Source organism: Streptomyces sp. S4.7 (genome assembly GCF_010384365.1).
In the GTDB taxonomy this organism is placed as follows: domain Bacteria; phylum Actinomycetota; class Actinomycetes; order Streptomycetales; family Streptomycetaceae; genus Streptomyces.
The window spans coordinates 4696843-4717854 of sequence record NZ_CP048397.1; the positions used below are offsets into that span (position 1 = coordinate 4696843).

14 protein-coding genes and 1 riboswitch are annotated in these 21012 nt (G+C 72.0%); of the genes, 8 read left to right on the plus strand and 6 right to left on the minus strand.

Annotation, left to right across the window (positions count from 1 at the left end):
• Positions 1–104 precede the first annotated feature (104 nt).
• On the plus strand, positions 105–1538 hold the full coding sequence (locus tag SSPS47_RS21120; protein WP_164252434.1) for a hypothetical protein: 1434 nt from the start codon (positions 105–107) through the stop codon (positions 1536–1538).
• Here SSPS47_RS21120 and SSPS47_RS21125 read toward each other — a convergent pair.
• The gene (locus SSPS47_RS21125; protein WP_203557893.1) at positions 1514–2683 is read right to left on the minus strand and encodes a C40 family peptidase; all 1170 of its coding nucleotides are present in this window, start codon (positions 2681–2683) and stop codon (positions 1514–1516) included. The genes SSPS47_RS21120 and SSPS47_RS21125 overlap by 25 nt on opposite strands.
• Positions 2682–2842: riboswitch (cyclic di-AMP (ydaO/yuaA leader) on the minus strand. Its footprint overlaps the gene before it by 2 nt.
• Positions 2843–3034: 192 nt before the next feature.
• On the opposite strand from SSPS47_RS21125, the gene pcrA reads away from it, so the two are divergent.
• A complete protein-coding gene (gene pcrA, locus SSPS47_RS21130) occupies positions 3035–5512 on the plus strand; it encodes a DNA helicase PcrA (RefSeq protein WP_164252436.1) in 2478 nt (825 codons plus the stop codon).
• 111 nt (positions 5513–5623) lie between these two features.
• On the opposite strand, the gene SSPS47_RS21135 is transcribed toward pcrA, so the two are convergent.
• The gene (locus tag SSPS47_RS21135) at positions 5624–7183 is read right to left on the minus strand and encodes a M23 family metallopeptidase (protein ID WP_164252437.1); all 1560 of its coding nucleotides are present in this window, start codon (positions 7181–7183) and stop codon (positions 5624–5626) included.
• A 295-nt stretch (positions 7184–7478) separates the two neighbouring features.
• Positions 7479–8390, minus strand: a complete 912-nt coding sequence (locus tag SSPS47_RS21140; protein ID WP_164252438.1) for an alpha/beta fold hydrolase — start codon at positions 8388–8390, stop codon at positions 7479–7481.
• Positions 8391–8618: 228 nt separating this feature from the next.
• Here SSPS47_RS21140 and SSPS47_RS21145 point away from each other — a divergent pair, with 228 nt between their 5' ends.
• Positions 8619–9032, plus strand: coding sequence for a cobalamin B12-binding domain-containing protein (locus SSPS47_RS21145; protein ID WP_147874271.1), 414 nt, complete (start codon positions 8619–8621; stop codon positions 9030–9032).
• A 143-nt stretch (positions 9033–9175) separates the two neighbouring features.
• Here SSPS47_RS21145 and SSPS47_RS21150 read toward each other — a convergent pair whose 3' ends face one another.
• Positions 9176–10786 (minus strand): DUF5691 domain-containing protein, encoded by a 1611-nt coding sequence (locus tag SSPS47_RS21150; protein WP_164252439.1) that lies wholly within the window; start codon positions 10784–10786, stop codon positions 9176–9178.
• Between the two features lie 98 nt (positions 10787–10884).
• Positions 10885–12258 (minus strand): SWIM zinc finger family protein, encoded by a 1374-nt coding sequence (locus SSPS47_RS21155; protein WP_164252440.1) that lies wholly within the window; start codon positions 12256–12258, stop codon positions 10885–10887.
• A 118-nt stretch (positions 12259–12376) separates the two neighbouring features.
• On the opposite strand from SSPS47_RS21155, the gene SSPS47_RS21160 reads away from it, so the two are divergent.
• The 5 genes from SSPS47_RS21160 to sucD all read left to right on the plus strand — a co-directional run bounded on the left by SSPS47_RS21160 (position 12377) and on the right by sucD (position 19496).
• Entirely contained in the window at positions 12377–13513 is a 1137-nt protein-coding gene (locus tag SSPS47_RS21160) for an AAA family ATPase (RefSeq protein ID WP_164252441.1), read from the plus strand.
• Between the two features lie 44 nt (positions 13514–13557).
• Positions 13558–15963, plus strand: coding sequence for a DUF5682 family protein (locus SSPS47_RS21165; RefSeq protein WP_239065307.1), 2406 nt, complete (start codon positions 13558–13560; stop codon positions 15961–15963).
• Positions 15960–17183, plus strand: coding sequence for a VWA domain-containing protein (locus SSPS47_RS21170; protein ID WP_164252442.1), 1224 nt, complete (start codon positions 15960–15962; stop codon positions 17181–17183). Before SSPS47_RS21165 ends, SSPS47_RS21170 begins: the two co-directional genes overlap by 4 nt.
• A 232-nt stretch (positions 17184–17415) precedes the next feature.
• A complete protein-coding gene (gene sucC / locus SSPS47_RS21175) occupies positions 17416–18591 on the plus strand; it encodes an ADP-forming succinate--CoA ligase subunit beta (RefSeq protein WP_147874266.1) in 1176 nt (391 codons plus the stop codon).
• Positions 18592–18611: 20 nt separating this feature from the next.
• Complete coding sequence (gene sucD / locus SSPS47_RS21180; protein WP_147874265.1) at positions 18612–19496, plus strand: succinate--CoA ligase subunit alpha; 885 nt, start codon at positions 18612–18614, stop codon at positions 19494–19496.
• 126 nt (positions 19497–19622) lie between these two features.
• Here sucD and SSPS47_RS21185 read toward each other — a convergent pair whose 3' ends face one another.
• Positions 19623–21002 carry a helix-turn-helix domain-containing protein gene (locus tag SSPS47_RS21185; protein ID WP_164252443.1) on the minus strand — a complete coding sequence of 460 codons (1380 nt, stop codon included), beginning with the start codon at positions 21000–21002 and terminating at the stop codon, positions 19623–19625.
• Positions 21003–21012: the final 10 nt, after the last annotated feature.

Consider the following 21012-nt stretch of genomic DNA (forward strand, 5'->3'; position numbering starts at 1 on the left):
GAACTTGATCGATCCGATGACACCGGCACACGCGACGCGCGAGCGGTGGTACAGAGGTCCGGGGACGGGCCCGAGGTGTCAGTGGGCGCGCGTAGGTTCTTCCCATGACCACTCTCGGGGAAATGCTGAAGGGGCCGTGTTCCAGGTCGCTTTGGGATCGGCTGTGCCCGCTGCTCGAAGCCCTGGACGAGACGCAGGCGGCGGCCGTCGCCACCGGTCTGCGGAGCTGGTCGCCGGAGCAGCGGCCGATGCCGGACCGGTGGTGGGCCGAGTGGCTGTCGGGTGACGTACGGCCGTACCACGCGCTCGCGGGGACGCGCAGGCTCGGCCGGCTGGTCGACGTGGAGTCGGCCCGGGTCCCGGCCGAGCCGGAGGCGGACCGGGACGAGTACGAGGAGGCGAACGACCGCGTGCACACGCCCTCGGGGTACGCGCTGACCGACGGCGTCGCCTCCTTCCCCTACGGCGCGATCGCGGTGGCGGCCCCGTCCGGTCTGCGGCGGCTGGTGTTCGGCGCGGTGGCCGAGTGGCATCACAACGGCGGCGACGTCGTCGGCTGGAGCACGGTCGCGAACGGTCCGCTGACCAGCTTCCTCGACGGCGCCGACTACCACGACAATCCGCTCGACATCCGGATCTCCCGGACGGCGCGACCGTGGCCGCCTCGGTGGAGTGCCGCTGGCACGCCTGGTCGTCGGCCGGGGAGGGGCTGTGGACGCTGGACCCCGAGGAGATCTGGCCGGGCGGGTCGGGGGCGGACGACAGTGACGAGGAGGAGACGGAGGACGACCTCGTGGGCATCGACGTTCCCCGTGCGGTTCTCCTACGACGCGGCCGGCCGGAGGGTGGCCGTGGGGCGGCTGCGCGGCGGTCCCGTGGCCGTCCTGGACGCGCGGACCGGACACGTCCTGGCGGGCGCGCCCGGTCCGGACGGGGCGGGCTGGGAGGGCGAGGGTCCCGTCGCCCTGGACGCGGCCGGGAGGCTGCTGGCGCACGCCCGTGGCAGCCGGCTGGTGGTGCGGGAGGCGGACGGCGGCGCGGCGCTCGCCGAGGCGGACACCGGGCTGGTCACGATCCACGCGATGGCCGTGGCGCCGGACGGCACCGGGTTCCTCGCCGTCGGGGCGGACGGCAAGGACGACCCGGCGCTGTGCGTGCTGACGCCGTCCCCGCACGAGTCCCGGTCCGGATCCCCGTCCCTGCCGCCGGCCCTCACCGCGGGTGGGCCGATACGGCCGGACCGGGCGCCCGACGGCATGGTCGCCACCGACCCGATGTCGGTGATCACCGCGCGTGCGGTGTGGACCGCGAGCGGACCGCTCGCGTTCATGTCGTCGGACGTCGGCGACGTCCTGTTCGGCGGCGACGGCCGCGTGCTGCGGCTGTCGTCCGGGCCGAGCGTCGGCGCCTTCACCCCGGACGGCCGCGCGCTGGTGACCGTGGGATGCGCCGAACAAGACGAGATGGACCCGATCGACGTCTGGTTCCTCGACGGCCCGGCGGGGCGACCCGCTCAGGCCGGGCGCACGCTGCCGTAGATCGGCATGTAGTAGATGGACTCCTCACGGACGTTCGCACCCGGCTTCGGCGCGTGGATCATCTTGCCGTCGCCCTTGTAGATGCCGACGTGGCTGATGTCGTCGTAGAAGAACACCAGGTCGCCGGGGAGCAGGTCCGCCGTGGCGACGCGCTTGCCGACCTTCACCTGGTCCCAGGTCGTACGCGGCAGCTGGACCCCCGCCTCCTTCCAGGCGGCGCCCGTCAGCCCCGAGCAGTCGTACGAGCCGGGGCCGGTGGCGCCCCACACGTACGGCTTGCCGATCTGGGCGCGGGCGAACGCGAGCACCTTCTCGGCCTTGGCCGCGTACGTACCGTCCGTGGCTCCCGAGCCGCCGCCCGAGCCCGTGTCCGTGCCGCCTCCGGTGGCGGGGGCCTCCTCCTGCCGCGCCTCTTCCTGACGCTTGCGCTCCGCGGCCTCCTCCTTGGCCTTCGCCTCGGCCTTGCGGCGGGCCTCTTCCTCCTTCTTCCGCTCCAGCGCGGCGAGCCGCGCCTTCTCCTCGGCCGTCAGGTCCGACAGCAGCGAACGCGCCGCCGCGAGCTTGTTCTGGACCTTCTGCTTGCCCGCCTTGAGCGACGCCTGCGACTGAGTCAGCGTCTCCAGGCTCTTCGTCGCCTTGACGCGCTGCTTGGCCGCGGACCGCTGCTCCTTCTGGAAGTCCTCGACGGCTTCCTGCTGGCGGTCGGTCAGCCGGTCCATCAGCTGGGTCTGCTCGAAGTACGACTCCGGGCTGTCGGCGAACATCAGGGCGGCCGTGGGACCGACCGCACCCGCGCGGTACTGCGCCGCCGCGTACGTACCGAGGGAGCGTCGCGCCTCGTTGACCTTGTCGGCGCTCTTGGCGACGTCGTCCAGGACCCGGTCGACCGACTTGCGCTGCGTGTCGGTCGCCTCCTTCGCCTTGTTGTACTGCTGTGTCGCCGTACCGGCCTGCCGGTACAGGTCGTCGACCTTCTTCTGCACCTCTTCTATGGAGGGCTTGGGCTCCGCCGGCGCGGCGGTGGCGCTCTGTGTCGACAGAAGCGTGACCGAGGCGAGTGCGGCCGTCGTGAACCCGACGGCCGGTGTGTTCGCGCGCACGCCGGTACGGCTGCGCGATTTGCGATGCGACGCCAAGGTCGGCATCTCCTTCCGTGGACCGCCTACCGGGTTAGCTGTCGGGTTCGGGCGGAACGGAAGGCTGCCCTACGGGCCGGGAACACGGCCCGATTCACCCCGGTGGAACTTGGTGGGTCCCCGGTTCCTGACTCCCTTCGGGAAGCCCGGATTCGGCGCAGGCAGCCCGCTTGGCGCTGATCGCCGATGGAGTACGGACGGCCTCGGCGTGCACGCTAGCCAATCTGTGGTGCCGCTGTGAAGGTTGATGGTCGATATGCCCGATACATTTTCGTGACCTTTGACGCAAACGCTCGTTGGTGCCCCCGCGAGGCCATGTGGCGGCGGGCTGTCAGTGCGGCACCCTAGACTCAGGAAGCGATGAGCAGCCTCTTTGACGACAGCTTCCTGGCGGACCTCCAGCCCTCGGCCGAGGAGCCTCCGCCGCCGCCCGAGGACACCGCTCCGGAACAGGTGCCCGACGATCTCTTCGGAGGGAAGTTCGACGTGCCCCCGCCCAGGGATGCGTACCACCGAGACGGTGCGCCGCGCACGGTCGTGGACCCGGCGGCGCTGCTCGAAGGGCTGAACGACGAGCAGCGCGCCGCCGTGGTGCACACCGGATCGCCGCTGCTCATCGTGGCGGGCGCGGGCTCCGGCAAGACCAGGGTGCTGACGCACCGGATCGCGCATCTGCTGGGGACCCGCAGCGTGCATCCGGGCGAAATACTGGCGATCACGTTCACCAACAAGGCCGCGGGCGAGATGAAGGAGCGCGTCGGACAACTCGTCGGACCGCGCGCCAACGCCATGTGGGTGATGACGTTCCACAGCGCCTGCGTGCGGATCCTGCGCCGCGAGTCGAAGCGGCTGGGGTTCACGTCGTCGTTCTCGATCTACGACGCGGCCGACTCCAAGCGGCTCATGGCCCTGGTCTGCCGCGATCTGGACCTCGACCCCAAGCGCCACCCCCCGAAGGCGTTCAGCGCCAGGATCTCGAATCTGAAGAACGAGCTGATCGACGAGGAGACCTTCGCCGGCCAGGCCACGGACCCCTTCGAGAAGACGCTGGCCGAGGCGTACCGGATGTACCAGGCGCGGCTGCGCGAGGCCAACGCCCTGGACTTCGACGACATCATCATGACGACGGTCCATCTGCTCCAGGCGTTCCCGGACGTCGCCGAGCACTACCGCCGCCGCTTCCGCCACGTCCTGGTGGACGAGTACCAGGACACCAACCACGCGCAGTACACCCTGGTGCGTGAGCTGGTCGGCCCCGCGGGCGAGGGACACGACCCGGCCGAGCTGTGCGTCGTCGGTGACGCGGACCAGTCCATCTACGCGTTCCGGGGCGCCACGATCCGCAACATCCTCCAGTTCGAGGAGGACTACCCGGACGCGACGACGATCCTGCTGGAGCAGAACTACCGCTCCACGCAGACGATCCTCAGCGCGGCCAACGCGGTCATCGAGCGCAACGAGAGCCGGCGGCCCAAGAATCTCTGGACGAACGCGGGAGCGGGCGCCCTGATCACCGGGTACGTGGCGGACACCGAGCACGACGAGGCGCAGTTCGTCGCCGACGAGATCGACCGCATGACGGACGCGTCCGAGGCCAAGGCGGGCGATGTCGCCGTCTTCTACCGGACGAACGCGCAGTCGCGTGTCTTCGAGGAGATCTTCATCCGCGTCGGCCTGCCCTACAAGGTCGTCGGCGGCGTGCGCTTCTACGAGCGCAAGGAGGTCCGCGACGTGCTGGCCTATCTGCGCGTGCTCGCCAATCCGGAGGACGGTGTCCCGCTGCGCCGGATCCTCAACGTGCCCAAGCGCGGCATCGGCGACCGGGCCGAGGCGATGATCGACGCGCTCTCGGTCCGGGAGAAGATCTCCTTCGCCCAGGCGCTGCGCCGGGTCGACGAGGCGTACGGCATGGCGGCCCGCTCGTCGAACGCCGTGAAGCGGTTCAACACGCTGATGGAGGAGTTGCGTACGGTCGTCGAGTCCGGCGCCGGTCCGGCGACGGTCCTGGAGGCCGTGCTGGAACGGACCGGCTATCTGGCGGAGTTGCAGGCGTCGACCGACCCGCAGGACGAGACGCGGATCGAGAACTTGCAGGAACTGGCCGCTGTGGCACTGGAATTCGAGCAGGAGCGGGCACAGGCGGCCGGGGTGGAGACGCCGGCCGGGGCGGACGCGCCCGTCGCGGCCCCGTCCGGGACGCTCGCCGAGTTCCTGGAGCGGGTCGCGCTGGTCGCCGACTCCGACCAGATCCCCGACGAGGACGAGGACGGCTCCGGAGTCATCACGCTGATGACGCTGCACACCGCGAAGGGTCTGGAATTCCCGGTCGTCTTCCTGACGGGCATGGAGGACGGCGTCTTCCCCCACATGCGCGCGCTCGGCCAGGCGAAGGAGTTGGAGGAGGAGCGCAGGCTGGCGTACGTCGGCATCACGCGCGCCCGCGAGCGGCTCTATCTGACCCGGTCCTCGATGCGCAGCGCGTGGGGCCAGCCCTCGTACAATCCGCCGTCGCGCTTCCTGGAGGAGATTCCGGGCGAGCATCTGACGTGGAAGCGCACCGGCCCGATGGCCGCCCCCGCCGGGCCGACGTCGGGGATCACGTCCTCGCTGTCCGCGTCCCGCTCGCGGTCGGGCCCCGCCGGTTTCGCCACGCGGCGCGCGACCGAGAAGCCGGTCATCTCGCTCGCGGTGGGGGACAGGGTCACGCACGACCAGTTCGGGCTCGGGACGGTCGTCACGGTGACGGGGTCGGGCGCCGACGCCCAGGCGACGATCGACTTCGGTGACTCGAAGCCGAAGCGGCTGCTGCTGCGGTACGCGCCGGTCGACAAGCTGTAACGGGCGGCGGGGCGCGGGACGCGCGGGCGGACGGATGCGGCGGGCCGAGGAGCCCGCCGCGTCGGTGCCGGGCGAGGAGCGGATCGGGGAGAACGCGGAACGGCCCGCTTGTTACAGTTCGAGGCCGTGGCTGCGGAACCAGGACAGCGGGTCGATCGCGGAGCCACCGCCCGGCCGTACCTCGAAGTGCAGGTGGGGGCCGGTGGAGTTGCCCGAGTTCCCGGAGTACGCGATCTCGTCCCCGGCCTTGACGGTTCCGGAGCGGATCTTCGTGCTGCTGAGGTGGCAGTACCAGGTCTCGGTGCCGTCGGGGGCGGTCACGATCGCCATGTTGCCGTAGGCGCCGTTCCATTGCGTACGGACGGTGCCGTCCGTCGCGGCCATCACGGGGGTCCCGTACGAGACGGGGAAGTCGATGCCCGTGTGCATCGACATCCAGTTGACGCCGGCCTGGCCGTAGTACGCGCTGAGGGCGTGATTCGCGACGGGGATGGCGAACTTGGGGCGAGCGGCCTCGCGGGCCGCGGCCTCCTCCTCGCGCTTCTTCTTCTCCGCCGCCTGGCGTTCCTTGAGGTCGATGCGCTCCTGGGTGCGGCTGGCACGGTCCCCGAAGTCACGCGCGTCGGCGTCGAGAGCGGCGAGTTGGGTGTCGAGCTTGTTGTTGACCGCGGCGGGCTTGAGCGCTGTCGCGTCCGCGGCGGTGACGGCGGTCGAGTCGTTCTTCGTCTCGTCGGCACCGAGTCCGCCGACCGACGCGGCGGCGATGCCGGCGACGCCCATGACACAGGCGGAGGGGACGGCGATGGTCAGCAGGGCCGAACGCTTCGCCGGAGTACGGCGCCTGCCACGGCTGCCGCCGGCCGCCCGGCGGACCGGGCGGGGGGTGATCGTCGCGGCGGTGACGGTGGCGCCGGCCGCGGCCCCGACCAGATGGTCCGCGTGTTCGGAGTGGTCCCACTCGGGGGCCGCATCCGATTCCGACACCTGTTCAGGTTCCGGACCGGGCGTGTCGTACTCGTGCTCCTGGCCGCTCTCGTATGCGGGCTGCGCGTACTCGGCCTGCGTGAACTCCGGCTGGTCGTACGCGGGTTCGTGCTGCTGCCCGACCTCGAGGTCGTACGCGGCCGACTCGTACGGGGCGGGCTCGTAAGCCGCCTCGTGGGACTCGTGGGTCGCGGAGTCGCCGTAGTACGGAGCCGTGGGAGTCTCGGCCTGGAACGGTACGTCCGGCTGGACCGCCGGCTCTCCCGAGTTCCAGGCGGTGGCGTCGTAGGCGCCGGTGTCGGCGACGGGCGCCGCCCACTGGTCGGCCGGGGCGCTCCGGCCGGTCTGGTCGTAACCGTAACCGGCCGCCTGGTTCGCCTCGTTCCAGGCGCTGGCGTCCCACTGCCCCGTCGTGTCGTACGGCTGCTGGGGCTGTGCCGCGTAGGCGTCGTACGCCTCGTACTGAGCCTGGGGTGCTTGGGGCGCCTGCGTCGCGTAGGGGTCGTAACCCTCGTAACCCGCTTTCCACTGCGCCGAGTCGTACTGACCGCTGTGGTCCGTCTCGTAAGTGACCGTGCCCCCCGGGCTCGTGCCCGGAAGCGCGCCGAAGAGCGGGTCACTGTCGAAGCTGCCTGTGGAGTAGCCGTCGTGGGCGGCGTATCCGGCGTGGGGGTGCTGGTCGTTCACCAACTTCTCTCTCGCCTCGGCAGCAGGACCAGGCTCCTGGGGCCGCCTTGACGAACGGTGGGACCCAGAAGGGAAAGCAGTGGCCGCGACTGTACCCGGCGGTATGCGACGGCGACAATCTTCGGCGGCTTCCGGGCGCTCTGGAAACGGGCATTCGGCCGTCTTTCGGCGAACTGCGGGCGCAGCTTTGGCATTACGTTCGAAGATTGTTCGATTTCAAGGGTGTCGGTGAGGTGTCGAACCGACATCGAATCGGGTGTGGGCGCAACCGATTTCGATGTCGGCGTTCGGGGCGTCACGCCACCGATATCGCTCCGCCGGACTGGTCCTCCGCGTCTTCCGCGCAGCTCCCCGCCCATTCGGCGGACTCGATGAGGCCCGCGAGGTCGTCGTCACCGTCGTGCTCCAGGACATAACGGATACCGGCGGCGACGGCCGGATGCACCGGCAGCGCGAGGTGGCCGATACCGGTCACGCCCACGTTCTCCGCGACGAGGTCCGGGTGCTCGACGCGGGCCGAGCCCACCGGCGACATGACCTGGTCGAGATCGCTCCAGAAGCTGACGAACCGGGTCCGGCAGCCGGGCGCCGGCTCCCGGAGCTCCTCGATCAGGTCCGAGCCGGGGCGCATCTGCCGGACGACGGGGTGCGCGCTCGCGAGCGGGACGGCGGCCGTACCGGCGTGCGGGGTGCCCATCGTCACCAGGGTCCGCACCTTCGTGTCGCCGTCCAGTCGCTGTACGTAATACCGGGCGATCAGTCCGCCGAGGCTGTGGCCGACGATGTCGACCTCGCGGTGCCCCGTACGGGCGCAGATCTCCTCGATGTGCCGGCCCAGCACCTCGGCGGCGAGCCGGATGTCGCTGGTCAGCGGCGAGAAATTGAGGGATTCGAGATGCCGCCAGCCGTGCCGGGCCAGCGAGCGCCGCAGCAGGACGAAGACGGAGCGGTTGTCCACGAAACCGTGCAGGAGCAGGACCGGGGGCCGTGAGCGGCCCTCTGTGGGCAGTTCGGCCGCCTCGGGCGGCAGCTCGGGGGCGGGGCGCTCCTTGGTGATACCACCCGGATAGAGGACCAGGTGCCCGGCGAGGATCGCCAGCTCAAGGGCCGAGGCCCGCAGGAGGGTGACGGGCAGCTCCCAGGCCGCCGGCCGCCGGACCACGGACGGAAAGGGCGAGAAGAGCTCGGAGAAAGGCGGGATCTTCATTGACCTACCTCCCTACGCCACACGGGAAGCGGCTCCCTTGCGGCTCCCGTACCGGGTGGGGCCGGCACGACGCAGAGTGAACATGTCCCAATGTGTGATTTCCCCCTCCCCGGCCACCGCGAAACAGCCGGGTGGGAGATGCTGGAGATAACGTTCGTTCACATCTCCGTCCCTCGCCGGTACGGGGACCCGTGCCAATGACGACGAAGTCGGTATGTGGAGGCAGTGATGGGTGTGACCGGTCCGATCCGAGTGGTGGTGGCGAAACCGGGTCTCGACGGCCACGATCGCGGGGCCAAGGTCATCGCGCGAGCGTTGCGGGATGCTGGTATGGAGGTCATCTACACCGGGCTGCACCAGACGCCCGAGCAGATCGTGGACACCGCTCTCCAGGAGGACGCGGACGCGATCGGCCTGTCGATCCTGTCCGGCGCGCACAACACGCTGTTCGCGAAGGTCATCGATCTGCTGGACCAGCACGACGCACTGGACATCAAGGTCTTCGGCGGCGGCATCATCCCGGAGGCGGACATCGCGCCCCTGAAGGCGAAGGGCGTGGCGGAGATCTTCACGCCCGGTGCGACGACGACATCGATCGTCGACTGGGTGAACGCGAATGTCCGGCAGCCCGCGGGTGCGTAGCGCGTAGTGGGTGGTGCGTAGTGGGTGGTGCGTAGTGGGTGGTGCGCAGTGGGCGGTGCGCAGTGGGCGGTGCGTGGTGCGGTGGCCGGGTCGCGTCCACCGCCCCTCGGTCGCCGCACGGGCTGTCACTTCCCATCGAGTCCTCAGCCCCCGGTCGTCAGTTCCGACAGCATCGCGGCGCGCAGCCGCAGCGTGGAGACCAGGCGCTGGAACGCCTCCGACCAGTAGCCGCCCGCTCCCGGTGACGCGCCCTCCGGTTCGTCCGGGGTGGCGGTGAGGATCTCCAGCCGGGACGCCTCCGCCGGGTTCAGGCAGCGCTCCGCCAGACCCATCACACCGCTGAAGCTCCACGGGTAACTCCCGCCGTCCCGCGCGATGTCGAGCGCGTCGACCACCGCGCGGCCCAGCGGTTCGGACCACGGCACCGCGCAGACCCCGAGGAGCTGGAACGCCTCCGAGAGGCCGTGCGCCGCTATGAACTCGGCCACCCAGCCGGCCCGTTCGGCCGCGGGCAGGGTGGCGAGCAGCTTCGCCCGCTCCGCGAGGGACGACGCCCCGGGCCCGGTGGCCGGGGACGCGGCCGGCGGGCCCAGCAGGGCGCGGGCCCAACGGGGGTCCCGCTGGCGGACGGCGGCGCGGCACCACGCCGCGTGCAGTTCGTCGGTCCAGCCGTCGAGGACCGGCAGCGTCACGATCTCGTCGGGCGTACGGTCCCCGAGCCGCCCCGGCCAGACCGACAGCGGCGTCGCCTCCACCAACTGGCCCAGCCACCAGGACCGTTCGCCCCGTCCGCTGGGTGGTGTCGGGCTCACCCCGTCGCGCTGCATGTCCGCGTCGCACTCGTGCGGCGCCTCGACGACGACGGGCGGGCCCGTGGGGCCGCCGGTGCGGTCCAGGCTCACACAGGTGGCCGCCCGCGCCGCCATCCGCCCGGCCAGCGCGGAGTTCGGCAGCGCGGACAGCAACTCCGCCGCGGTCGCGCGGACATTGCGGCTGCGGTCGGAGAGCGCCTCCTCCAGGAAGGGCTCGTCGAGGTCGGACAGCCCGGCGCGCAGCGAGTCGAGGAACATCAGCCGGTCCTCGGCGCGCTCGGTGGGCCATGTCGTGGCCAGCAGCGCCCGCGCCGCGTTCGCGTCCTGCGCGCGGACGGCCGCCAGCAGGGCGACGCGCTCGGCGAACAGCCCCTGCTCCCACAACCGCGCCACGGCCCCGGTGTCCCCGGCGCCCGGCAGGACGGCGCCGCCGGACGCGCCACGCAGCGCGAACTTCCAGTCCGGGTTGAAGCGCGCGAGCCAGAGCCCGCGCGGTCCGGCGAACGCGAGGGCGTGCGGCCGCAGGTCGTTGCGCCCGCGCGCGGCGTCGAGCAGCGCCGGCAGCGCGGCGGCGGGGGCCCGGTAGCCCTGGTCGTTCGCGGTCGTGAGCCACTGCGGGAGCAGTTCGGTCAGATCAGGTGCCGTGCCGCGTCTGCCGCCCGTACCGGCGGGGGCCGAGCGGTCGGCGAGCAGTTGGGCGAGGCGCCTGCGCGCGGGCTCCGGCAGTTCGCGGCGGTCGTCGTGCGGCGCGGGCTCGGGCCGGGCGGCGGCGCGCGCGGGCAGCAGACCCGCCCGTCGCCGGAGTGTGTGGAGCGCGGCGGCGTCGAGCAGCGCGCCGGGCGCGTCCTGGCCGGAAGCCATGACGTCCGCCGGCGGGGTGCGCCGGTCGGTACCGAGCAGGGCCGACGTGACGAGTTCTTCCCAGAGGGTGGTGCGGGTCATCGGATGCCTCCGTTCGTACAGATAAAGGGACAGCCGCTCCGGCGGGCGCCTCAGGCCTGTCCGGCGATCGGGGACGGCCCCGGGTCGCCGGGGGCCGGTCATGTCAGCCGGACCGTCTCCGGGGAGTCCGCCGACCACGCGGCGAGCGGAGTGAATCCGCGATGACCGCATTCGCCGAAGACCGTGACCGGGCCGCCGCCCGACAGCGCCACGAGCTTCCACAGGCCCGGCCGCCCGAGCGAGGCGGGGGCGATCGGCAGGGCCGACTCCCCGTCCGCGTCCGCCAGTTGCCACCCGTCCTCCTCCGGGACCGGCACGACACCGGTCAGCGTCACCGGCCACGACTCCAGCCACGGGTCCTCCCGCAGCGCCGAGCCGTACGCCTCCACCGCCGCCGTGGTCGTCCCGCCCGGCGGAGGCGCCCCGCCCCCCGCGGGAACGCCCACCTCCTCGCCCAGATCGGCCCGCAGCTGCCCCGCCCCCGCGTGCGGCGTCAGCTCCGCCTCGATCACCAACCCCACCGGCAGCGCCGGTTGCGCCGAGCGGCCCGCCGCGCCGAACCCGAGCACCAGTGCCGTACGCCCCGACTCCCGCCCGTACAGCCAGATCCGGCGCGTGGTGATCTTGCCGTCCGACGTGTCGTACTGCGCGAGGACCAGCCAGTGGTCCTTGACGGGCGGGCCGTCGGCGGGGGAGGGGAGCCCGACCCGCGTACGGACCGTCGTCGCCAGCGGCGCGGGCAGCCGGTCGATCCCCAGCCAGCCCAGATCGAGCAGATGCAGCAGCGCCGACTCTTCGAGCAGCCGCACCGGCCAGCCCGCCCCCGAGCCCGGAATCGAACCCAACTCCCGCACCCGCGCCGCCAGTCCCGGAGCCTGCGCGTCCACCATGCGGGCCGCCGTCTCCTCCCACAGCCCGTATCCCGACCGCTCCGCCGCCGCCAGGCCCCCGCGCAGCAGATCCGCCAGCCGCTGTTCGAGCTCCAGCGCCCCGCCCGTGATCCGGGCCGCCCTGCGCTCCGCACGGCGCCTCGCCGCCTCCGGGTCCAACTGCCCGGCCGCCCCGCCGGCCGCGTCCTTCGCCTTCCGCGCCTGCTCCTCGCTCCGCTCGCGGCGGCCCCCCAGCCACTCCTGTGCCCAGTCCGGCGCCTGACCTTCCCCCACGTCCACGACCGTCCTGACGGCCGATTCCCCCTCGGCCGCCCAGAGCATGAGCAGCCCGAGCGCGTGCTTGCACGGGAACTTCCGGCTCGGGCAACTGCACTTGTACGCGGGGCCCTTCGTATCTATCACCGTCTGATACGGCTTCTTCCCGCTCCCTTTGCACAGACCCCATACGGCCCCCTCGCCGCTGCTGCCCGCCTCCGACCACGGCCCGGCCGCGCTCAGCCTGGCCCCCGCCCTGCGTGACGCGTCGTCAGGCGCCAGCGCCAGCACCTGTTCCGTCGTCCAGCGCACCCCCGCTTCATCCATGCCCACGACGTTAGGCCGCCCCACTGACAATCGGCCCCGACCTGCGGAAACGGTCGATTGTCAGTGGCATGGTGCACCGTGGATCCCACACCCGGTCGAATGATCTGGAGGGGGATCCATGACCATGCCCGAAACGAGTGCGACGACCGCCGCGACGGTCGGCGAGGCCATCGGCGCCGAGGTCCTGCGACCGCACGCCGAGGACGCCTTCGCCGGCGAACTGGCGGCGCTGGCCGCCGCCGACGACCGGCCCCGGCCGGCCCGGTGGCGGCTCTCGCCGTGGGCGGTCGCGACGTATCTCCTCGGCGGGACGCTCCCCGACGGCACGGTCGTCACACCGAAGTACGTGGGCCCGCGCAGGATCATCGAGGTCGCCGTCACCACACTCGCCACCGACCGGGCGCTGCTTCTCCTCGGCGTTCCCGGCACCGCGAAGACCTGGGTGTCCGAGCATCTGGCCGCGGCCGTCAGCGGAGACTCGACACTGCTGGTGCAGGGGACGGCGGGCACGCCCGAGGAGGCCATCCGATACGGGTGGAACTACGCGCAGTTGCTCGCCCACGGCCCGAGCCGGGACGCGCTCGTGTCCAGTCCCGTCATGCGGGCCATGGCGGAGGGCATGACCGCCCGGATCGAGGAGCTGACGCGCATCCCCGCCGACGTGCAGGACTCGCTCATCACGATCCTGTCCGAGAAGACGCTGCCGGTCCCGGAGCTGGGGCAGGAGATCCAGGCGGTGCGCGGGTTCAACGTGATCGCCACGGCCAACGACCGCGACCGCGGGATCAACGACCTGTCGAGCGCCCTGCGCCGCCGCTTCAACACCGTCGTCCTGCCACTGCCCGCCACCGCCGAGGCGGAGGTCGACATCGTCTCGCGGCGCGTCGACCAGATCGGGCGCTCGCTCGACCTGCCGGGCGGTCTCGAAGGCATCGCCGAGATCCGCCGGGTCGTCACGGTCTTCCGTGAACTGCGCGACGGCGTCACGGCCGACGGGCGTACGAAGATCAAGTCCCCCTCGGGGACGCTCTCCACGGCGGAGGCGATCTCCGTCGTCACCAACGGCCTCGCGCTCGCCGCGCACTTCGGCGACGGCGTCCTGCGCCCCGGCGACGTCGCGTCCGGCATCCTCGGCGCCGTCGTCCGCGACCCGGCGGCGGACCGGGTGATCTGGCAGGAGTACGTGGAAACGGTCGTGCGCGAGCGCGACGGCTGGAAGGACTTCTACCGCGCCTGCCGAGAGGTCGGCGCGTGACGACGCCGGTGCGGGACACGGACACGCCGGCCGCGGCGTCCCCGGTGCCCGGCGCGGGCCCGGCGCGGCCGACCGGGAGCGGTCCGCTGCTGCTCGGCGTCCGGCACCACGGGCCCGGTTCGGCCCGCGCCGTACAGGCGGCGCTCGACACCGCAGAGCCGTCGGCCGTCCTGATCGAGGGCCCGCCCGAGGGCGACGCGCTGGTGTCACTGGCGGGCGACGCGCAGATGCGCCCGCCGGTCGCGCTGCTCGCCCACGCCGTGGACGATCCGGGGCGCGCGGCGTTCTGGCCCCTGGCCGAGTTCTCCCCGGAGTGGGTCGCGATCCGCTGGGCGCTCGCCCGCGACGTCCCCGTCCGCTTCATCGACCTCCCCGCGACGCACTCCCTGGCCTTCACCGAAGGGGACGGGACGCCGCAGGGCGAGACCGGTCCCGGCCCGGAGGCCGCTCCCGACCCCGACGCCTCCGCGCGGGCGCTGCGCATCGATCCGCTCGCCGTCCTCGCCGAAGCCGCCGGTTACGACGACGCCGAGCGGTGGTGGGAGGACGTCGTGGAACACCGCGGGGCCACCACCGACCCGTTCGCGCCGTTCGCCGCCGTCGGCGAGGCGATGACGGCCCTGCGCGAGGAGTACGGCGACGGCGGGCACCGCCGCGACCTGGTCCGCGAGGCGTACATGCGGATCCAACTCCGCGCCGCGCGGAAGGAGTTCGGTGACGACCGGGTCGCCGTCGTCTGCGGGGCGTGGCACGTGCCCGCACTCGGCGCGAAGACCACGGCCACCGCCGACCGCGCCCTCCTCAAGGGACTGCCCAAGGTCAAGTCCGAGATGACCTGGGTGCCGTGGACCCACCACCGGCTGGCCAGACACAGCGGATACGGCGCGGGCATCGACTCCCCCGGCTGGTACGGCCACCTCTTCGGCGCGCCCGACCGCCCCGTGGAGCGCTGGATGACCAAGGTCGCCGGTCTGCTGCGCGAGGAGGACCGGCCCGTCTCCTCCGCCCATGTCATCGAGGCCGTACGGCTCGCCGAGACCCTGGCCACCATGCGCGGCCGGCCCCTCGCCGGACTGACCGAGACCACCGACGCCGTCCGTGCCGTCATGTGCGACGGCTCCGACGTACCGCTCGGACTCATCAGGGACCGGCTCGTCGTCGGGGACGTCCTCGGCGAGGTCCCCGACTCCGCCCCGGCCGTGCCGTTGCAGCGCGACCTGACCCGGCTCCAGCGCTCGCTGCGGCTGAAGCCGCAGGCGCTGGAGCGCGAGCTGGACCTCGACCTCCGCAAGGAGACCGACGCGGGCCGGAGCAGGATGCTGCACCGGCTGCGGCTGCTCGGCATCGGCTGGGGCGAGCCGGCCGCCGGGCGTGGCAGCACGGGCACCTTCCGCGAGAGCTGGCGGCTGCGCTGGGAGCCCGAGTTGTACGTACGGGTCGCCGAGGCCGGGGTCTGGGGCACCACAGTCCTCTCGGCGGCCACCGCCAAGGCCGAGTCCCGGGCGGTGTCGGCGACCGCGCTCGCCGACGTCACGGCCCTGGCCGAGCAGTGCCTCCTGGCCGAGCTGACCGACGCCCTGCCCGTGGTGATGAAGGCCCTCGCCGACCGCGCCGCGCTGGACGCCGACGTCGCCCATCTCGCCCACGCCCTGCCCGCACTCGCCCGCTCGCTGCGCTACGGAGACGTACGGTCCACCGACACGGCGGCGCTCGGCGAGGTCGCCGCCGGGCTCGCCGAGCGGATCTGCGTCGGACTGCCGCCCGCCTGCGCCGGGCTCGACGCGGACGGCGCGGCCGAGATGAGAGGGCACCTCGACAGCGTCCACACCGCGATCGGCCTGCTGCCCGACGTCCCCGGCCGCCCCGCCGGGGACCTCTCCGGCCGCTGGGGCGCCGTACTGCGCAAACTGGCCGGGCGGGACACCGTCCCCGGGGTCGTCCGGGGCAGATCCGCCCGGCTGCTCCTGGACGACGGACGCCTCCCCGAGGACGAGGCCGCGCGCCTCATGGGCCTCGCCCTGTCACCCGCCTCGCCGCCGGCCGACGCGGCGGCCTGGATCGAGGGGTTCGTCGGAGGCGCGTCCGGCGGCGGGATGCTCCTGGTCCACGACGAACGGCTGCTCGGCCTCGTGGACACCTGGCTGACCGGGGTGCCGGACGGCTCCTTCACCGACGTGCTGCCCCTGCTGCGCCGTACGTTCTCCGCGTACGAGCCGGGAGTGCGCCGCACGCTCGGCGAGCTGGTCCGGCGCGGACCGGCGGGAGGCGGCGCGCGGCCCGGCCGTTCCGAGGCGGGAATCCCCGGTTTCGGGGCCGGCATCGACGAGACCCGCGCGGACGGGGTCCTTTCGGTCGTGCGTCTCCTTCTCGGCGGACCGGCGACCCGGGAGCTTCCGCCGCCCAGCCCTGAGCACGACGACGACAACGACCTCGCGGGGGCGGCCCGATGACGAATACCGGCACGACGACCGGCACGAACGGCGGCACCGACACGAGCGGCACGGCGGACGACGCGGCCGACGAGCGGCTGCGGCGCTGGCGGCTGGTGCTCGGCGGAGCCTCGGCCGACGGCACCGGACGCCCGCTCACCGGCCAGGACGCCGCGATGGACGGCGCGTTGACCGCTCTGTACGGAGGCGGGGACACCGGCACGGCCAGGAAGAGCACCGGCAACCGCTCCGCCGGGCTCGGCGCTTCCGCCCCTTCCGTCGCACGCTGGCTCGGCGACATCCGCACGTACTTCCCCAGTTCCGTCGTCCAGGTCATGCAGCGCGACGCGATCCAGCGGCTCAATCTCTCCGCGCTCCTGCTCGAACCGGAGATGCTGGAGGCCGTCGAGGCGGACGTCCATCTCGTCGGCACGCTCCTCTCACTCAACAAGGCCATGCCCGAGACGACCAAGGAGACGGCGCGCGCCGTCGTACGGAAGGTCGTCGCCGACATCGAGAAGCGGCTCGCCACCCGCACCCGTGCCACGCTCACCGGCGCCCTCGACCGCTCCGCGCGGATCAACAGGCCGCGCCACCGGGACATCGACTGGGACCGCACGATCCGCGCGAACCTCAAGAACTACCTGCCGGAGTACGGCACGGTCGTCCCCGAACGCCTCATCGGATACGGCCGTGCCTCACAGTCCGTGAAGAAGGAAGTCGTCCTCTGCATCGACCAGTCGGGCTCGATGGCGGCGTCCGTCGTCTACGCCTCCGTCTTCGGCGCCGTCCTCGCCTCGATGCGCTCGATCGCCACCCGCCTCGTCGTCTTCGACACCGCGGTCGTCGATCTCACCGATCAGCTGGACGACCCCGTCGACGTGCTGTTCGGCACCCAGCTCGGCGGCGGCACGGACATCAACCGCGCGCTCGCCTACTGCCAGTCGCGGATCACCCGGCCCGCCGACACCGTCGTCGTCCTGATCAGCGACCTGTACGAGGGCGGAATCCGCGACGAGATGCTGAAGCGGGTGGCCGCGATGAAGGCGTCGGGCACCCAGTTCGTGGCGCTGCTCGCGCTGTCCGACGAGGGTGCGCCCGCCTACGACCGCGACCACGCGGCGGCCCTCGCCGCACTCGGCGCCCCGGCCTTCGCCTGTACCCCCGACCTGTTCCCGGAGGTGATGGCGGCGGCGATCGAGAAGCGCCCCCTACCGATACCGGACACCACCACCCCCTAGCCACCCCAGGCATCCACGTGTCTGTGACAGGTATCACCGCTCAGGGGTGATCTGTGATTTAGGGGTCCACGGCCCACGGGGATAACCTGCGAGACGGACATGCCGCGCTCCGGGCCTCCGTTTGCGCCTTCCTTGTGACAAGTGCAGTCACGTTGCCCATCGCGGCACGCCCACGCAGATTACGAACCGCGATCACTGCGAATCTTAGAAGACAGACAAGGGACGGACGCGCGTGGACCTGTTCGAGTACCAGGCGAGGGACCTCTTCGCCAAGCACGGTGTACCGGTGCTGGCCGGTGAAGTCATCGAAACGCCTGAGGCGGCGCGCGAGGTGACCGAGCGTCTCGGCGGCAAAGCCGTCGTCAAGGCGCAGGTCAAGGTCGGCGGCCGCGGCAAGGCCGGCGGCGTGAAGCTGGCCTCCGACCCGGCCGACGCGGTCGCCAAGGCCGACGCCATTCTGGGCATGGACATCAAGGGCCACACGGTCCACAAGGTGATGCTGGCCCAGACGGCGGACATCGCGGAGGAGTATTACGTCTCCTTCCTCCTCGACCGCACCAACCGCACCTTCCTGGCCATGGCCTCCGTCGAGGGCGGCGTGGAGATCGAGGTCGTCGCCGAGGAGAACCCCGACGCGCTCGCCAAGATCCCGGTCGACGCCAACGAGGGCTGCACCCCGGAGAAGGCCGCCGAGATCGTCGCCGCCGCGAAGTTCCCGGCCGAGATCGCCGGTCAGGTCGCCGACGTCCTCCAGCAGTTGTGGACCGTCTTCATCAAGGAAGACGCCCTGCTCGTCGAGGTCAACCCGCTGATCAAGTCCGGTGACGGCAAGATCATCGCGCTGGACGGCAAGGTCTCGCTCGACGAGAACGCCGACTTCCGCCAGCCCGACCACGAGGCCCTTGAGGACAAGGCCGCGGCCAACCCCCTCGAAGCCGCCGCCAAGGCCAAGAACCTCAACTACGTCAAGCTCGACGGCGAGGTCGGCATCATCGGCAACGGCGCGGGGCTCGTCATGAGCACCCTCGACGTCGTCGCGTACGCGGGCGAGGCCCACGGCGGCGTGAAGCCCGCCAACTTCCTCGACATCGGCGGCGGCGCTTCGGCCGAGGTCATGGCGAACGGCCTGGAGATCATCCTCGGCGACCCGGACGTCAAGTCCGTCTTCGTCAACGTCTTCGGCGGCATCACCGCGTGCGACGAGGTCGCCAACGGCATCGTGCAGGCCCTTGAGCTGCTCAAGTCCAAGGGCGAGACCGTCAGCAAGCCCCTGGTCGTTCGCCTCGACGGCAACAACGCGGAGCTGGGTCGCAAGATCCTGTCGGACGCCAACCACCCGCTCGTACAGCGCGTGGACACCATGGACGGCGCGGCCGACAAGGCCGCCGAGCTCGCGGCTGCGAAGTAAAGGTAAAGGTCACCAACACCATGGCTATTTTCCTGACCAAGGAAAGCAAGGTCATCGTCCAGGGGATGACCGGTGCCACCGGCATGAAGCACACCAAGCTCATGCTCGCTGACGGCACCAACATCGTCGGCGGGGTCAACCCGCGCAAGGCCGGCACGTCCGTCGACTTCGACGGCACCGACGTCCCGGTCTTCGGCTCCGTCAAGGAGGCCATCGAGAAGACCGGCGCCGACGTGTCCGTCCTCTTCGTGCCGCCGGCCCACGCCAAGGCCGCGGTCGTCGAGGCCATCGACGCCGAGATCGCTCTCGCCGTCGTGATCACCGAGGGCATCGCGGTGCACGACTCCGCCGCCTTCTGGGCGTACGCGTCGAGCAAGGGCAACAAGACCCGGATCATCGGCCCCAACTGCCCCGGTCTCATCACGCCCGGCCAGTCCAACGCCGGCATCATCCCGGGCGACATCACCAAGCCCGGCCGGATCGGTCTCGTGTCCAAGTCCGGCACGCTGACCTACCAGATGATGTACGAGCTGCGTGACATCGGCTTCTCGTCCGCCATCGGCATCGGCGGCGACCCGGTCATCGGTACGACGCACATCGACGCCCTCAAGGCGTTCGAGGCCGACCCCGACACCGACCTCATCGTGATGATCGGCGAGATCGGCGGCGACGCCGAGGAGCGCGCGGCCGACTTCATCGCCAAGCACGTGACCAAGCCGGTCGTCGGCTACGTGGCGGGCTTCACGGCGCCCGAGGGCAAGACGATGGGCCACGCCGGCGCCATCGTCTCCGGCTCGTCGGGCACCGCGGCGGCCAAGAAGGAGGCCCTTGAGGCCGCGGGCGTCAAGGTCGGCAAGACGCCGACCGAGACGGCCGGTCTCGCTCGGGCGATCCTCGCGGGCTGACGCGGGCGGACTCTTGGCGGTACGGTCGTATCGAGTACGGCGGTTGTACTGCCGCACAACGCGCGTGGGCCCGCACCTTTCAGGTGGTGCGGGCCCACGCGCGTGCGCGGACACGCCCTCCGCGCGTCAGGGGATCCGGGGCACCAGCCGCCCCGGCCCGTTCACCGGCACGGCCCGGAGCGCGTCCCGCAGCTTCAGGTCCTGCTTGTCGAGCTTCTGCGGTCCCTTCGGGGCCGGGACACCGCCGACCCGCTGGCCGGGCGCGGGCGTCGGTTCGTACCGCGTCGGCGCCGTGACGACCGTGAAGGCCGTCGCCCCGATGATCAGCACGGTGACGGCGATCGCGACCCGCGTCCAGAACTTGGCGCGGCGTTCGCTCGCCAGCCGCACGGCGGACGCGGTCGCGACGGCCGGCGCGGACACCGTCCTCGCCAGCTCGCGCATCCGCTCGAACAGGACCGCCTCGTCCCCCAGGTCGGGCAGTTGCCCGACGACGGCCTCACGCGCGTGCAGCAGCCGGTTCGTGGCGGCCGTCGTGGTCGCCTCCGTCTCGGCGGCGGTCTCGGGCAGGCCGACCCCCAGACCGTCGTGGAGCAGCAGCGTGCGCCGGTACATCGGCGGCAGATCCAGCAGCGTGCGGCGCAGCGCGCGTCCGTCGCGTTCGCCGGTGAACGGGTCCGGGTGGCGACAGGCGCGCCGGAACCGGTGCCAGGGCGCTGTCGCGTGGTCGTACGCCGCCCCCCGCACCCAGCCCGCCGGGTCGGCGTCGACGGCGACCTCGGGCCAGCGGTGCCAGGCCAGTTGGAAGGCGCGCTCGACGGACTCCTGGGCGAGCGTGCGACGCCCGGTGAGCAGATACGTCTGGCGTACGAGCGCGGGGGCGGCGTACGCGTACAACTCGTCGAAGGCCTGAGCGGGTGTCAGCCTGGCGGCCTCGGCGGCGGCGGCCCCGGCCCCGGCCCCGGCCCCGGCCCCGGCCATGGCCTCGGCCTCGGCCTTCTCCTTGCGGCGCTGGGCGCTCTGCCGGGAGCGGCTGTCCTCCTCGACCGTGCGGACGGGGCGGCGGTTGAGGGGCTTCTTGCGCGAGGGCGTGGGCCGGGACGGGGACGAGGGCTCGCCGGGGAGGGCGTCCTTGAGGGAGGTGCTGTCGGTGCGGGGTTCCGGCGCGGGTGGTGGAGCGGATGCGGATGCGGGTGCCTCCGCCGGAGCCGTGGCCGCCTTCCGCGCCGGGGAGTTCCACGAGTCCTTCGGCCGGCGCCCGCCCTTCGCGCGCTTCTTCTCCTCGATTTCCGCCGCGTACGCGGCGAGCAGCCGCGCGTACGTCTCGCGCTTGCGCCCCAGTGGTGTCGTGCGCCCCGTCTCCCAGGATCTGACGGTCCTTCGGGTGACCCCCACCGCCGTCGCGACCTGTTTCTCGGTCATGTCCATGGCCTCGCGCAGTCTGCGGCGCTCTTTCGGGGAAGGAAGCGTAGGCACCGACGAGGAAGGAGTGGTGCTCTGCTTCATGAAGAACTCC